The organism is Pseudoalteromonas mucoides (assembly GCF_049257175.1).
GTDB lineage: Bacteria > Pseudomonadota > Gammaproteobacteria > Enterobacterales > Alteromonadaceae > Pseudoalteromonas.
Window position 1 is genome coordinate 243477 of record NZ_JBMMUC010000001.1, and the last position, 14386, is coordinate 257862.

Here is a 14386-nt window from a genome sequence, read left to right on the forward strand (position 1 = left end):
CCTCGGTGGTAAATTTGGTTTAAAACAATCACAGCTAAAGCTTGTTCCTACGTGGGATATTAAGCTGTGATTCGACCCCCGTAGCTCGTCGCCCACCGCACGAAGCCATAACTTTTCTTCTCGGTGTAGCGCAGCGCCTCTGTGTGCTCGGTGGTAAATTTGGTTTTAAAACAATCACAGCTAAAGCTTGTTCCTACGTGGAATATTAAGCTGTGATTCGTAGCCCGCAGCTCGTCGCCCACCGCACGAAGCCATAACCTTTCTTCTCGGTGTAGTGCAGCGCATCTGTGTTCTCGGTGGTGAAATAGGCTTTAAAACAATCACAGCTAAAGGCGTTAAGCCTGTCGCTTGATGCCATAAATTCCATGTATGTTATTGTTTAATATTATAATCACTGTTACTTTGCGGGTGTGCAATTTATTTATATAACAAGAGATTTAATGGCTTTTTTGAGTGAGAACAAATACACACTTTTTGGTGTGGCTGCAATAATACTGTGGAGTTGTATTGTTGCTTTGATCCGAGATGTTTCAGAGTTATTTGGCCCTATAGGTGGGGCTGCGATGATGTATACCATTAGTGCACTATTTTTAACTTTGGTAATGGGGTTGCCGAAACTCAGCGACTTCCCTAAACGTTATTTAATAATTGGTGGTTCACTATTTGTTTTATATGAAATTTGTTTAGCTTTATCTTTAGGTATGTCTACTAGCCGTCATCAAGCAATGGAAATGGCTGTAATTAATTATCTCTGGCCTGCAATTACTATATTACTAAGCGTTATGCTGAGTAAGAAAAAAGTAAATCGGTTGGTTTACCCTAGCGTGGCGATTGCTTTTATGGGAGTTGCTTGGTGTATTGCAGGAGACAGCGGCTTGTCTCTTAGTGTATTAGCTACAAATATGACCGAGAACCCGGCGACTTATTTTATGGCTTTTTCAGCTGCGTTTATTTGGGCTCTTTATTGCCTAACTACCAAGCAGTTGAGTAATGGTAAAAATGCAATTACCTTGTTCTTTATAGCTACAGCCGTCGCTTTATGGGTTAAATATGCCCTAAGTGGTGAGACGGGCTTTGAGTTTTCAGTTGATTCTACTTTTACACTGTTACTTGCTGGTATTGTGATGGGAGCCGGTTATGCATTATGGAATCAAGCTCTTATGGGCGGGAATTTGATTTTATTAGGAACATTGTCGTATTTCATTCCGGTGTTTTCTGCAATTTTTTCATCGTTTTATTTGACTATCACGTTACCAGTATCGTTTTGGCAGGGGGTCGCATTGGTTACGTTTGGTTCGTTAATGTGTTATTTAGTGACAAAAGATAAACCAAAAGCACGTAGTACAAAGTGCTCTGGCGCTGGCTGAAAAACAAGCTAGGCTTGGAAGGGGGGCTAGATTGATGCGAGCCTAGCGATAATGAATGTGCAGTGGTCTGAACATATTGAATTATTTAGATCGTTATTTTACTAACTAAGATGAGGCGTTGATTGGCCAATTTAACATGTGAAGAAATAAAAGCGTTTGTGCCAGCAAAAGACTTTGCGCGCAGTTGTGAGTTTTATACTGATATGGGTTTTGAGCTTGCCTGGCAAAGTGCTGATATGACTTACTTTTATCATGGTGATTGTAGCTTCTTACTACAAAAATTTTATAACAAAGCACATGCTGATAATTTTATGATGCACCTTTTAATTGAAGATGTGACTGCTTGGCATCAACATTTAACCGTGCAGGGGTTGGCAGATAAATACCAAGTAGAACTGAGTGAGCCCTGCGTACAGCCTTGGAATATGACCGATTTTGTAATTTATGACCCATCGGGAGTATTGTGGCGAATTGGGCAAAATAGTGAATCAGCATGATTTAGCACAGCAAGTTAGTAAATGTGTGATCTGTGAGCCACATTTACCTTTAGGAGCCCGCCCGGTTATTCAGTTTAACCCCAATGCTCGCATTTTAATTGCAGGGCAAGCACCCGGGCTGAAGGTTCATCAAAGTGGTAAACCGTTTGATGATGCCAGCGGTAAGCGGCTGCGAGACTGGTTAGGCTTAACTGAGCAAGTGTTTTACGATGAGCGCAAAATAGCTATTTTACCCATGGGCTTTTGCTACCCCGGCAAAGGAAAATCAGGTGATTTACCACCGCGTAAAGAGTGTGCCCCAGCGTGGCGAGAACAGTTATTAAATGCATTGCCAAACATAGAGTTAACGCTCGTGGTAGGCAAATATGCACAGGTCTACCATATACCACAAAGTAAAAATAAACCGTTAACTGAGTTAGTAAAATCGTGGCGTGACTACTGGCCTGCTATACTTCCACTACCTCATCCGAGTCCACGTAATAATATTTGGTTGAGTAAAAACCCTTGGTTTGAAACTGATGTATTACCAGCATTAGCGCAGCGGGTTGCAACTGTATTAGCAGATGAGGAAGAGTAATTGATGATCAACACACAATTTGAGCAAACCGGTTATTTTCATGTGCCGGAGTTTTATAGTGCTGCGGAGCTTTGCCAAATACGTGAAGTCATAGATTGTTTTCATCAGCAGTGGATAGCCGATAATCAGCAGTTTTATAATAGTAAAGCGGTGAATAGCGCTTATTTAACGGCCAATACCTATTTAGATGATGCTCAGCGTTTAGTGCTTTTTAAGTTTATTGCCAGTCATAAATTAATGGCTCAAGTTGATTCTATTTTATCTGGTACAGCGTTTATTAATACGCAGTTATTTTTTAATCCAGTGAACCCAAAGCAGGCTAATTATTGGCACCGTGATATGCAATATCATTTAGATTTAAGCGAACAACAAGCGGCGTTAACAGGCCCAGAGGTGCTGCATTGTCGTGTTGCACTTGAAGATGAGCCTGGAATAGAGCTGGTGCCAGGCACACACCGACGCTGGGATACACAAGTTGAGTTGGATACCCGCTTAGCGTGTGAGCCGCATAAGTCGAGCGATGATTTAGCGTCGGGCCATAAAATAGCAATGAAAGCCGGCGACTTACTTATTTTTTCGGCTAATATGATCCACCGTGGTTTATATGGTAAAGAGCGTTTAGCTCTTGATATTTTATTTTCTGATCCGCAGCCCGAAGTACTTCATTTTGTGCAAAAAACTTGCCTACCAACGCCAACGATGATGGCAAGTTTAGAAGATCCTAGCGCGTTTAAGACAACGCTTGAGCATCAATAAAGCCTTTTTTACGGTTATTGATGCTGTAATAACGCAAGTAGTTGGTCTTTTGACAATTGCCCTGCATCTCCACTGCCAGAGAGTACTTTATCGGCCAGCGCTTGTTTGTGCTCGTGTAATTGCAGAATCTTTTCTTCTATGGTGTTTTGTGCGATCAGACGATATACAGTAACGGGGCGCGTTTGCCCTAATCTATGTGCTCTGTCTGAGGCTTGTTGCTCAACCGCGGGGTTCCACCATGGATCTAGGTGTAATACGTAATCTGCAGCGGTTAAGTTTAGGCCCGTTCCGCCAGCTTTTAAGCTAATTAAAAATAGCGGCGCATCACCTGCTTGAAACTTTTCAACTTGCTGCTTACGCTTGTTGGTGCTCATGCTGCCATCGAGATAACAGTAATCAATGCCGCGTTTTTGCAGGCGTTGTTCTACCAGTTTTAACACATCGACAAACTGACTAAAAATAAGCGCTTGGTGATTATTCTCTAGCAGCTCTTCGATTATTGCCTCTGCGGTATCAAGTTTACTTGAAGGCATTTTACTGTTTTCAAGTAATAGCTGTGGGGCAATACATGCGCGGCGTAGTTTGGTTAGTGATGCCAAAATGGTGATGTATTGGCTGTCTTCTTGATTGGCCTGCTCAAGTGCATTTAAGCGAGTTGCTTGGTATAAGGCTTGCTCTTTATCACTAAGCGCAAAGGTTAGATTTATTTCTGTTTTTTCAGGTAATTCAGTGAGTACCGTTTGCTTATTACGACGCAATATAAATGGGGCGATCAAGGTTTTTAAGGTATCGGCCTGTTGCTGGTTTTTGTCGGCATTACTAAAACGTTTTTTAAATACGGGTAGGGTGTGTAAAAAGCCAGGCATTAAAAAGTTAAACAGGCTCCAGAGTTCCCCTAAGTGATTTTCAATTGGCGTGCCTGAGAGCGCAACTTTAAACTGACCATTTAAAGCAAAGGCGGCTTTGGCTCTTAAGCTCAGTGGATTTTTAATGGCTTGTGCTTCATCGAGCACAATATTTGCAAATTCGTGACTCGCTAATTGCTCACCAATTAGAGGTAATAGCCCATAGCTGACAATAACTAAATCATGGGTTGTTGCACTATTAAGTATTTCATCACACATACCGGCGTTATCAATGGTTTTTATGTTTAATGTAGGAGCAAAGCGTTGTGCTTCAACGACCCAGTTATGACACACCGATTTTGGCGCAATGACTAGGCTGGCACCTAGGCTGCTGCGAATTTGCAATGCAGTGAGCGTTTGCAAGGTTTTACCCAGTCCCATGTCATCAGCCAAACAGGCATTTAAGCCCCAATTTGCTAATTGCATTAACCATTTAACCCCGACTATTTGATAGTCACGTAGTGTATTAACTAAATGAGCAGGGATGGTCGGCTCAATGGTTTGGTTAAATTTGGCTAGACGCTGTTGCCAGCTTTCACCAAAGGTCACATCGCCCAAATCAGCAACCGTTTGATAAAGTGGCAAAGCTCGAGCATTGGCTATCCGAAGTTGCTCAGACTCTTCACTATCTTGTTGCATGCCTTCTAGGCGGTTAAGTAAGTTAGTTAAACGTTGATCTAGGACTAACGATTTGTCTTCATCTAAACTAATAATACTGCCACGGCGCGGGGCTTTTAGTAGAGTTTGTAGTGCATAAATATCACCACTTGGCAGGGAGATATCACCACTGATACTTAGCCAATCATTATCGTCGTTTAAGTTAAGTGACAGGTGTTTACTGCTCGCAAGTTTCATACCTTGGCTGTTTTCGTCCCAGCTTAGTATGAGCGCTTTGTTTTTGTTTGCCTCTTCGAGTGTTTCGATTGCTTGGCTTATATCTTGTGGGATAAAAAATTGTTGCAGCGATGAGTTGAGTTGATGAGTTTTCTCTACAAATACACCATTGAGCTTTTTTAGTAATTTTTTAAAATGGCGGGTTTCAGCTTTTAGATCGCGCTTGATCACAACACTGTTGCTATCAGTGTCGTCGTTATAGACTAAGTTGGTTGCACCTTCACCGGGCTCTAACCATGGGCCATCTACCGTGTAGGGCATGACATAAAAGTTAACGTCAATACCTAGTTGAGTCAGTTTGATCACAGCACTAAATTCAAAGTCGCCTAGGCGTACGTTATTTACTTCTGCAAATTCGCTGCGTTGGCTACTTATGTGGTGCTCGTTTGCTAACGTTTTTAGTGCCGCATTGAGCTGTGGTAGTCGCTCTTGTGTAAGGTTATTGGGTTGTTGATCAAATAAGTGTTGTAATTTTCGTTGTTTTTCATCAACAGCAAATACTTGATACGTATGGCCATGGCTGTGAGTGAGTAAAAAGTCACCGTCAAAATCATCAATACTGGGTTGTAATACTAGCTTGTAGCAATCGTTCTTATTTTTGGCTATTTCAATAACAAACTCACCTTTTATTAAGGTGAGTGGCTCGCCTCGGTGATCTTCTAAATTGGGATAGTCGATTAACGTATGCAATACAGCTGCCGTTGCTTGAACCTCTTTATAGCCAAACCCTGCGTGATTATAAAGAACCTGTACGAGGCTTTTATCGGCTGCTGTTAGCGCCGCATTATATTGGCTTGCATCTAGGTCGTGCACGGCAACCTTACGGCCTTTAGTCCACTCACCTTTGGCATTGAGTTGTTGCACTTTTGCTTGTATTAACGGCAGGTCGAGATGGGTCGTATCAAGTTGCCAAATTACCCGCTGAGATGTTTGTGGCTGCTCTATTTGGCTTACCTCTTCGAGCCAACGTTGCCACTGCGGTACGCGTTTAAAGTGCTGCAAAATACCTGTAGTAGGCAATGGAGTGTCATCATTTAACCAGTTCGCTAAGTGCATACATTGTTCACCAAGCCAATGTTGATGAAGTGCGGTGGCGTCGAGCAATTGCTTAAGCAATGTTGGTTGCGATCTCAATTCATTAATTTGTTCATCTTCTGCGTATTTCACCAGTGCTATTAAAAAGCAAAATAACGCAGCAATGGCGCTTGGGTTAGCAATTAAATTCTCAAGCCGCTTAACCAGTCGGTAGCTTTGAAACTGTGCTATGGGATCACTATCGAGTAAGTAGTCGAGTGCGATACTGGTATAACTGTGCTCGCCCAAATGTTTGTGATACCACTTTTTACATGTTTCGAGCTGCTTTAAGTCGGCAGGTTCGCCGCTCGTAAATAAGCTTAACGTATACAATAAACCGGTGATTTCGCTTGGATAACGACCTTTACCAAATGACTTTCTAAAACGAGTCAGTGCGCTTTTGTATTGCATGATGGCAACATCAGGGCAACTGCCATTTATCGCGGTATTATTTGCTTCTAAAAAGTAGCCTAGCAGCCAGTCGGTTTTATCTTTAAGTAACTGATCAAACTTGTGCTTTTGTAATAAAACGCCCAAGTTTTCATTGTAATAAAGTCGAAAATCCCGCTCGAGCAAAGGCGAGGATTTTACTAACTCAGGCCACCCAGGTTGGACTGTTAAATTAAAAAATTGACCACGAATAAAATACGCCAAGCACTCTTGTTGCCACTGCTTAGGGAGTACTTGCCAAAGTTGTTGTGCGTAGAGTGATTGAGCAATTAAATTTAAAAAATGGTCGTCTAACTCTTGGCTTGCATTGATTGGTCTGTTAGCAAAACCCCTATCTACATTGTCGTAGTGATGCAGCAATACGGTAATAAAATTAAGCGCTCGGTCTTGTTGATGGTAGACGTTGCTAATTTCAATCAAAATTGGGCGAATTAAGTCTTTGAGCTGTTCAAGTAAGTTGATAACTATATAACTAACCGCATCAACGGATACTTTATAGTGTGGGCCGTAAGGGAGCTTGTACAGTAACCCCATCTGTTCTAATAGCTCAGTGTAACTAGTTACATCTGATTTTGAGAATGAGTAGCCAGGTTTTAGGTGGCGATAAACTCGCTGTGCTATTTGCTGTGTTGAATTTTGATAGCCATAAGATGATGCACTCAAAAGCTGTGCCAGTAGCACGCAGAGTTGTTTTTGTTGATCTTTAGTTTGGACTCTTGGCAGGGTATTCAATGACATAAAACGGCTAAAGTTAGTACCACAATGGCTTTAGTATAAAGAGGTGTTTATAACAAGCAATAAAAAAGCGACCCGAAAGTCGCTTTTAAAAAGTGTGATTTTAAATTATTGCACCATTGCAAACAGCTTTTGTAGCTGTGGCATGTATTCTTGTACAAGTTCTAAGTTGTTTGAACTTACTTGAGGCGCATCAGCAGCACTTGCTGTCTTACCTAAGCTACCTAACATAGAGGTTGCACTTTTATCTTGAGAGCCGCTCAGGCTTTGTAAGCCGCCCATAAGTTGATTCACTTTTTCTTTGTTTTCTGGCGATAAATTACCTTTGATGTTTTCAAGGTAAGCCATTGACACTTCAGAGCCCACAGAAATTAGTTGCTCTGGCGTAAAACCATATTGATTGGTCAGAGCAGCAAACTCTTTGTATAAATCATTATCTTTGATCATACCTAGCGCGCTTAGTGCCATCGCACCTGATCCCGCTTCTGAGCCACCTAGCATACTACCTAAATCAAGGCTATTTAATGCGCTTTGATCTTGTGACCAGTCAACAACAGCAGGAAGTGCTTTGATGTAACTTTGTAAATCATTTTCAGTAATATCCTGTGCTAAGCTAGAAAAGCTCATTGCCATTAACCCAATTGCAGCTAGTAATTTTTTCATGTTGAAATTCCTTATTAAATATTTCTGTTAAATTGAAGTGTAAAAATCAATAATTTGCCAATGCATAGGCTGATTTAATAACAAATGTTACAATCTAATTTTGAACAAAACTAGCTGAACCTAATGTTAATTATTTCAAATACCGTAACGATCGATGAATGGGAAGTCGAATTAACCGCTATTCGTTCCCAAGGTGCTGGTGGACAAAACGTTAATAAAGTGGCTAGTGCAATCCATCTTCGTTTTGATATAAAGCGCTCTAAGTTACCAGATTTTTATAAAGAACGCTTGTTAAAACTTAATGATAGTCGCATCACTAAAGACGGTGTCATTGTACTCAAAGCACAAAGCCACCGAACGCAAGAACTTAATAGAGAAGATGCTTTAGGGCGCTTGAAGGAGTTGATTGTTGGTGCAACAAAGGTACAAAAATCGCGGCGTGCAACCAAGCCTAGCCGCAGCTCTCAGCGCAAACGCATGGATAAAAAAACCAAACATGGTCAAACCAAAGCGCTGCGCGGGAATATAAAACTCTAGCCTACAGCATTGGTTTTATAACATCGAAGATGGCATTGATATGATCGTCTCGGTCATTTAATGCTGCAATGTAACGGTACTTTTCGCCGCCGGCATGTTCGAATATTTCGCGGTTTTCACTTTCGAGCTCCTCAAGTGTTTCTAAACAATCGGCGCTGAAGGCTGGGCTGATTATTGCAATATCTTTAATGCCTTCGCTTGGTAGGGCTTCAAGTGTTGCGTCAGTATAGGGCTTTAGCCATTCAGCTTTACCAAAACGACTTTGAAAGGTGCTGATAACTAAATCTTTATTAAGGCCTAGTTTTTCGACTACAAGGCGGGTGGTTTGCATACATAAACAATAATAGGGATCACCACTTTCCAAAAAGCGTTTTGGCATACCATGGTATGAAAAAACAAGTTTTTGTGGGGTTCCGTGTGTTTGTAAGTCTTCACTTATGCTATTGGCTAATGATTCAATGTATGACTCATTTTTGTGGTAACCATTAATAAAATGCAGTTCAGGTACCCAGCGCCATTTACGTAATACTTTTGATACAGCATCGAAAGTTGAGCCTGTAGTGGGGCTTGAGTATTGTGGGTACAACGGCATGATAACAATACGGGTAAGGCCTTTGTCTCTTAACTGTTCTAAACCAGCTTCAATCGATGGGTTACCATAACGCATTGCCATAACAACTTCGGTATCGGTATAACCTTGGCTTTTTATAAAAGCATCGAGTTTGTCTCGTTGCAGGGAAGTGATATGAGTTAATGGTGAGCCATTTTCAGTCCAAATACTTTCATAGAGTTTAGCTGAACGCTTGGGTCTCACACGTAAAATAATACCGTGTAGAATGATCATCCAAATTAGGCGTGGTATTTCAACGATGCGTGGATCAGATAAAAATTCACGTAAATAAGTACGCAAGGCACTTGCCGTTGGCGCATCCGGGCTGCCTAAGTTGGTCAACAGAATGCCTGTTTTTTGATTAAAACGTTCATCATGTGGGTTATCAGTAATAGCTGAAAATCGTGACACGCACTGCTCCTTCAAGCAAAATTGAGTCAATGAGGAATAAATTCCTTTAATTTTATAAGGGTATTATAACGAATGAAAGACTAATTAAGATCACTAAATCACATTGATTTGATCATGATCCTAAAGGGGGTCGGTTTTTTAGCTTCTAATTGCTGTAGTTTCTCAATTGATTTAGTGCTGAACTTATGCCCTTTGGGTAGTAGCATAATGCCAGCATGGCTATGCAGTGCATGACCTAGCAACATATTAGGTTTAAGTTTTTGCGCGTTGATTATTTGCATTGAGCCTACTTGAGCCTGTTGCTTAATGAAATTGGTATGACACTGCTGCAGCGCGGCAACTATTCTAGGGTGATAATAATTACCGCTGTATCTTACTACACACTCAAGCGCGTATTGATGGCGTTGGTTTTTCTCTAAATGACTGTGTTCATAGTGATCCCAGTAATCACGTGAAATCGCCAAAATCATCGCACTTAATGGGATCTCATTGCCCTTAATGCCTTTTGGTATACCGTTGCCGTTGTAGTGTTCATACTGATGGTAAATTGCCTCTGAAACATCGTGTAAGTGGGTCGCTGGCATGAGCATTAACTGGGCGGTACTTGGATGAGTGTAAAATGTTTTTCTTTGTTGCTCATTTAGTTCATGAACTGATTTTTTATATAGTTCAGGATCCATAGCTAATAAGCCAATTTGCGCTAAGTAGCCTGCCATGGAAGCCATTTCGACATTTTTATCTGGTAGATTCAATTCTTTAGCTATTTGGGTACACGTATTGGCAATATTCTGTGCTTTATTGCCATCAAGGTAGGGATTGGCATTAATAAAGTTGTATAGCAGCTCTACAGTGCTTCTATGCTCGTTTACTTCATGTGCATTAGCAATTTCTAACTGTTTAAGTACTTGTTTTATTTGTTTGGTACGTTTTTCAACACGCTGCTCTAAAGAGTTATTGAGCTCTTTTAGTTCTTTGTTCTGCTTGGTTACTTTTAGCTGCAATTGCTGATTTTGCTTTTTTAATTGGTACTTTTCGACACTGTCACTAATTGTGCTTAATAATAGGTTATTTTGCCAAGGCTTTTGTATAAAGCCATGTATTTGGCCTTTGTTAATGGCGTCTAGGGTGGTGTCTATGTCAGCAAAGCCGGTAACTAAAATTCGTTGAGAGTCAGGTGATAGAGTTTTTGCTTGATGAAAAAATTCAGCGCCGTTCATTAGTGGCATACGCATATCACTAATAATGACGGCAAACTCGTGTTGTTCAACTTGTTTTAGTGCCATTATTGGCTCCGAGAAGGTTAGAACACTGTAATGCTGACTTTTGAGTAGTCGTGATAGCGCCCGAAGCACTATTTCGTCATCGTCTACACATAATATTTGAATTGCTGAATTATCCACATAAACCTCCAGACTATTATTTAAACATAGCGCGTGAAAACGTTTTTATAAACGTGAAAAAAAATTAAAGTGTGCTAATTTTATAAAAAGTAATCATTTATAAGAGTTAGATGCAGGACTTAAACAGTATTGCCGTTGTTGTTGTTGAAAGCGACCCTTTATTACAAAGGGCGTTGCGTAAAGCATTACAAAATGTTGATTCATCAATGCAGATTACTCTCATAAGCGAACAACAACTGGATGAGCAACTATTTAAAGAGAAATATTTTGATGTCGCATTTATTAGTGTAAGTGTTGAAAATGAACAATTCACACATGCATTGCTCGTTTTTTTACAACAGCAGAGTCCATTGACTGTTCGTTGCTTATTAAAAGGTGTGACGTCAAAAGAGTTGAATTGGCAGCTGGATGACAATATACATTTTTGTTTAGCTAAACCATATAGTCATGCAGATTTAAGACATGTAATAAATTGTACAGCGCAAGTCAAAGCATTGCCGATTGATACACCAGCAAAAATGCTGCTTGGTAAAATGAAAAACTTGCCAGTTATGCGCCAGCAAATAACAGCAATTATGGAGGCGTTTGCAGCGAACCCTGTTGAAATTCCTATTATTGCCGAGTTAATTTCCAATGACCCTGTTTTAAGCGGCAGAGTGATTCAAACAGCTAATTCTGCTTTTTTAGGTTTTTCTAGTGAGACCGTTAACCTTAAACTGGCATTGGCAAGAATTGGTACTACCGCTTGCCATGCTTTGGTTATTCATACTGAAGCACATAACCATTATCAACACCAATTAGCTGAGCAGCTACTAGCTAAAATTACCTTAGATGCTTTTGCTAAAGCAAATCAAGCCCGTAAATTTGCCATTAAATTAGGTTTAACCGCGAAACAAAAAGATACTGTTTTTATATTGGGCTTATTAAGTGGCATTGGTGCTATGGCATTGACTGTATTTGCAAAGGGGTTTAGTGAATCACACTTCTTAAACCAAGAGTTGGTGTCAGCATATATTCTTAATTTATGGGGATTTACGCCAACAATAACAAAAAATATGTTGCTGCCAGATCATTTAAATCAGGTGACGAGTATTGAAATGGCGGTGCACTTTTTGGCAAAAATGTATGTGGAGGAGCAGAAAATCGATTTTACACCGAGTGAATTAGAGGCTATGGCTGAATTGGGCTTGTCAGATTTGATTCCAGAATTTGTCCCCTAATGAAAGGTTGTATTTTTCAGGCGTTAGAGAGTTTAGTATTAAAACATCGAAATATGGCTTTTTGGAATGCATTACTTGTTAAACACTCACCACAAGGGCGCTGCTATATATCGGTAAATAATTACCCCGATAATGAATTAAATGCTTTAGTAGCTGATATTTGTGTAGAGCTAGATATGGAGCCTGCCGTTGTATTAGGCGTTTTTGGCAAGCACTTGTTTACTTATTTAATGCAGCACTATCAAGTGGTCGTTAGTCAATATCAGCATTTTGAGGCGTTAATTTTAAATATTAATAATGTGATTCATAAAGAAGTGAATAAGCTTCACTACGGTGCTAATTTACCGACGATAAGTTGCATTATGATCTCTTCAGGCCACATTCAACTGCATTACCGTTCACTGAGAAGGCTCTGTATTTTAGCTGAAGGTTTAATTTATGGTGCAGGTGAGCATTTTAATATGCAAATAAAAATAGAGCATCTTAACTGTCAACACCGAGGCGATGAGATGTGTGTGTTAGATATTTTTTATAAATCAGTGCTAAAAAATGACTGATAATAACGAAGACTACCAACAAGCATACTTACGAGAGCGCTCAGCGAGAATGCAAGCGGAGCAACTTGTTGAAGACAAAAGCCGTGTTTTGTACGCGTTGAATCAAGAGTTGGTGAAAAAAGTTGCTGATCTAGAGCATCAACAGCAGCTATTTATTCAAGCAGAAAAAATGGCCACATTAGGGACTCTATCTGCTGGCATCGCCCATGAAATAAACAACCCGCTAGCCTATGCAATGAGTAATATTGAGTGCTTACAAGGCACCCGTTTAGTCTTAGATAAGCTACTTAAATTAAATCATGAGTTTATAGCGGGTGAACTCACTGAAACTGAACTTAAAACAGCACTAATACAAATACAAACACCGCAGTCATTTAGTCAGATACGTGAGGATGTTCAAGAATTAATAGCGGACAGCAGCGAGGGCCTGCGACGAATTAATACAATTGTGCGTAACTTACTTAACTTTGCCCGTCCTAGTAATAACGAAAAGCAGCTCGCGGATATGAGTGACAGTGTTAAAAATGCGCTTAAATTATTAAAAAACCAGTTGAGTAGCTGCAAAGTGAGCACAGATATCCGGCCTTTACCGCTTACCTGGTGTAATTTGGCGAGTATAAATCAAGTGATGGTAAATCTTCTAATTAATGCCAAACAAGCCTGTGACATGGCTTCGCATGATAAAGGGCATATCCATGTATCTGTAGGCTTTGTAGATGAAAAAATCAGTATTACGGTTTCTGATACTGGCTGTGGTATGAGTGAAGAGGTAAAAATGCAGATTTTTAATCCTTTTTTCACTACTAAGCCCGTCGGTACAGGCACTGGTATGGGGATGTCGATGGTTTATACTATGGTTACAGACCATCAAGGCACTATAGAGGTAAAAAGTACTGAGGATGAAGGCACTCAGGTGAATTGTTTATTTCCAGTAATTAGTAATTAAGTCGTTATAAGGTAACTATTTTTAAAATTGTTTGAATTTAAACCATTAAGCCATTAGTGTGGTAAAGCAGTTAGCGCTTACGTTAAATTAATTAGGACTAAATTATGATCAACGAAAAAAGCATTCTGGTGCTTGAAGATTTTTTGCGCCAGCATACTGAGTTAAACCAAGTAAATACTCATCATGTTTTAGGTTTTATGAGTGGTTTATTGGCATGTTCAGAGTTTTATGGTGAATCAGTAATTGCGAATTATATCGCTGATGACAATGAGCAAGCATATAACCTGTTGATGAATGACTCAAAGGAACGTGAAGCGTTGATCACCGTGCTGGACAATGTCACCGAAGCACAGGTTGAGCAAACTCATATACTTAAGCAAATATATCCTCATAGCGCTGATGCGCAAGCACCGAGTGAACCATTACAGCAATGGTGCAGTGGCTATTTGGCCGCTTATCTAGTAAACCAAGAAGTATGGCAACAAGACTTTAACTTTTTACTCAACGTTGATAAACAGCAAAATGTAGCGGATACCGATGGGCAGTTATTTATTGATAACTTTGAAGCGACCTTAAATCTGCTTGCTACTTTTGCAATGTGGCCAGACGCGCTAAAAGAACACCCTGAGCCAGAAACATTAAACAGTGGTTTTAATGTTTTATATGCTGGTTTAGATGAAAGCCTTGTGTCGATTGCATCAATGGCGTTGATGCTTGAGGATGAAAAACTCGCTCTTTGGGAAGAGGAAGGTTAATAATTAAGTTCTATAATAAAATTTTACTTAAG

Annotated in this window: 13 protein-coding genes; 9 read left to right on the plus strand and 4 right to left on the minus strand. The window is 40.2% G+C overall.

Translation table 11 applies throughout. From position 1 onward, the window contains the following. The first annotated feature begins 440 nt into the window (after nucleotides 1–440). The 4 genes from yddG (at nucleotide 441) to AAEU30_RS01025 (ending at nucleotide 3197) form a co-directional block, all read left to right on the plus strand. Complete coding sequence (gene yddG / locus AAEU30_RS01010; RefSeq protein ID WP_421958885.1) at nucleotides 441–1367, plus strand: aromatic amino acid DMT transporter YddG; 927 nt, start codon at nucleotides 441–443, stop codon at nucleotides 1365–1367. Nucleotides 1368–1489: 122 nt separating this feature from the next. Further along, nucleotides 1490–1864 (plus strand): VOC family protein, encoded by a 375-nt coding sequence (locus tag AAEU30_RS01015; protein ID WP_421958886.1) that lies wholly within the window; start codon nucleotides 1490–1492, stop codon nucleotides 1862–1864. Further along, nucleotides 1851–2441 (plus strand): uracil-DNA glycosylase family protein, encoded by a 591-nt coding sequence (locus tag AAEU30_RS01020; RefSeq protein WP_421958887.1) that lies wholly within the window; start codon nucleotides 1851–1853, stop codon nucleotides 2439–2441. The genes AAEU30_RS01015 and AAEU30_RS01020 overlap by 14 nt, the downstream gene beginning before the upstream one ends. 3 nt (nucleotides 2442–2444) lie before the next feature. After that, nucleotides 2445–3197, plus strand: coding sequence for a phytanoyl-CoA dioxygenase family protein (locus AAEU30_RS01025; RefSeq protein WP_421958888.1), 753 nt, complete (start codon nucleotides 2445–2447; stop codon nucleotides 3195–3197). Nucleotides 3198–3211: 14 nt separating this feature from the next. On the opposite strand, the gene AAEU30_RS01030 is transcribed toward AAEU30_RS01025, so the two are convergent. Beyond that, nucleotides 3212–7258, minus strand: a complete 4047-nt coding sequence (locus AAEU30_RS01030) for a DEAD/DEAH box helicase (RefSeq protein WP_421958889.1) — start codon at nucleotides 7256–7258, stop codon at nucleotides 3212–3214. Between the two features lie 105 nt (nucleotides 7259–7363). Further along, the gene (locus tag AAEU30_RS01035) at nucleotides 7364–7918 is read right to left on the minus strand and encodes a short-chain dehydrogenase (RefSeq protein WP_421958890.1); all 555 of its coding nucleotides are present in this window, start codon (nucleotides 7916–7918) and stop codon (nucleotides 7364–7366) included. A 123-nt stretch (nucleotides 7919–8041) separates the two neighbouring features. On the opposite strand from AAEU30_RS01035, the gene arfB reads away from it, so the two are divergent. Further along, entirely contained in the window at nucleotides 8042–8455 is a 414-nt protein-coding gene (gene arfB / locus AAEU30_RS01040) for an alternative ribosome rescue aminoacyl-tRNA hydrolase ArfB (protein ID WP_421958891.1), read from the plus strand. A gap of 1 nt (nucleotide 8456) precedes the next feature. Here the strand turns inward: arfB and hemH are convergent, their stop codons facing one another. Next, nucleotides 8457–9476: a ferrochelatase gene (gene hemH / locus AAEU30_RS01045; RefSeq protein ID WP_421958892.1), complete on the minus strand. Its 1020-nt coding sequence runs from the start codon at nucleotides 9474–9476 to the stop codon at nucleotides 8457–8459. A gap of 98 nt (nucleotides 9477–9574) precedes the next feature. After that, nucleotides 9575–10876: a response regulator c-di-GMP phosphodiesterase, NosR family gene (nosR, locus tag AAEU30_RS01050; protein ID WP_421958893.1), complete on the minus strand. Its 1302-nt coding sequence runs from the start codon at nucleotides 10874–10876 to the stop codon at nucleotides 9575–9577. A gap of 110 nt (nucleotides 10877–10986) precedes the next feature. Between nosR and AAEU30_RS01055 the strand changes: the two genes are divergently transcribed. The 4 genes from AAEU30_RS01055 to AAEU30_RS01070 all read left to right on the plus strand — a co-directional run bounded on the left by AAEU30_RS01055 (nucleotide 10987) and on the right by AAEU30_RS01070 (nucleotide 14354). Further along, a complete protein-coding gene (locus tag AAEU30_RS01055; RefSeq protein WP_421958894.1) occupies nucleotides 10987–12096 on the plus strand; it encodes an HDOD domain-containing protein in 1110 nt (369 codons plus the stop codon). After that, nucleotides 12096–12653 carry a heme NO-binding domain-containing protein gene (locus AAEU30_RS01060; RefSeq protein ID WP_421958895.1) on the plus strand — a complete coding sequence of 186 codons (558 nt, stop codon included), beginning with the start codon at nucleotides 12096–12098 and terminating at the stop codon, nucleotides 12651–12653. The genes AAEU30_RS01055 and AAEU30_RS01060 overlap by 1 nt, the downstream gene beginning before the upstream one ends. After that, on the plus strand, nucleotides 12646–13599 hold the full coding sequence (locus AAEU30_RS01065) for a sensor histidine kinase (protein WP_421958896.1): 954 nt from the start codon (nucleotides 12646–12648) through the stop codon (nucleotides 13597–13599). The genes AAEU30_RS01060 and AAEU30_RS01065 overlap by 8 nt, the downstream gene beginning before the upstream one ends. A 104-nt stretch (nucleotides 13600–13703) precedes the next feature. Further along, nucleotides 13704–14354, plus strand: coding sequence for a UPF0149 family protein (locus tag AAEU30_RS01070; protein WP_421958897.1), 651 nt, complete (start codon nucleotides 13704–13706; stop codon nucleotides 14352–14354). Nucleotides 14355–14386: the final 32 nt, after the last annotated feature.

Coding starts and splice junctions, on each gene's coding strand:
- yddG (WP_421958885.1), top strand. CDS start 441: ATGGCTTTTTTGAGTGAGAACAAATACACACTTTTTGGTGTGGCTGCA.
- AAEU30_RS01025 (WP_421958888.1), top strand. CDS start 2,445: ATGATCAACACACAATTTGAGCAAACCGGTTATTTTCATGTGCCGGAG.
- AAEU30_RS01030 (WP_421958889.1), bottom strand. CDS start 7,258: ATGTCATTGAATACCCTGCCAAGAGTCCAAACTAAAGATCAACAAAAA.
- AAEU30_RS01035 (WP_421958890.1), bottom strand. CDS start 7,918: ATGAAAAAATTACTAGCTGCAATTGGGTTAATGGCAATGAGCTTTTCT.
- arfB (WP_421958891.1), top strand. CDS start 8,042: ATGTTAATTATTTCAAATACCGTAACGATCGATGAATGGGAAGTCGAA.
- AAEU30_RS01055 (WP_421958894.1), top strand. CDS start 10,987: ATGCAGGACTTAAACAGTATTGCCGTTGTTGTTGTTGAAAGCGACCCT.
- AAEU30_RS01060 (WP_421958895.1), top strand. CDS start 12,096: ATGAAAGGTTGTATTTTTCAGGCGTTAGAGAGTTTAGTATTAAAACAT.
- AAEU30_RS01065 (WP_421958896.1), top strand. CDS start 12,646: ATGACTGATAATAACGAAGACTACCAACAAGCATACTTACGAGAGCGC.
- AAEU30_RS01070 (WP_421958897.1), top strand. CDS start 13,704: ATGATCAACGAAAAAAGCATTCTGGTGCTTGAAGATTTTTTGCGCCAG.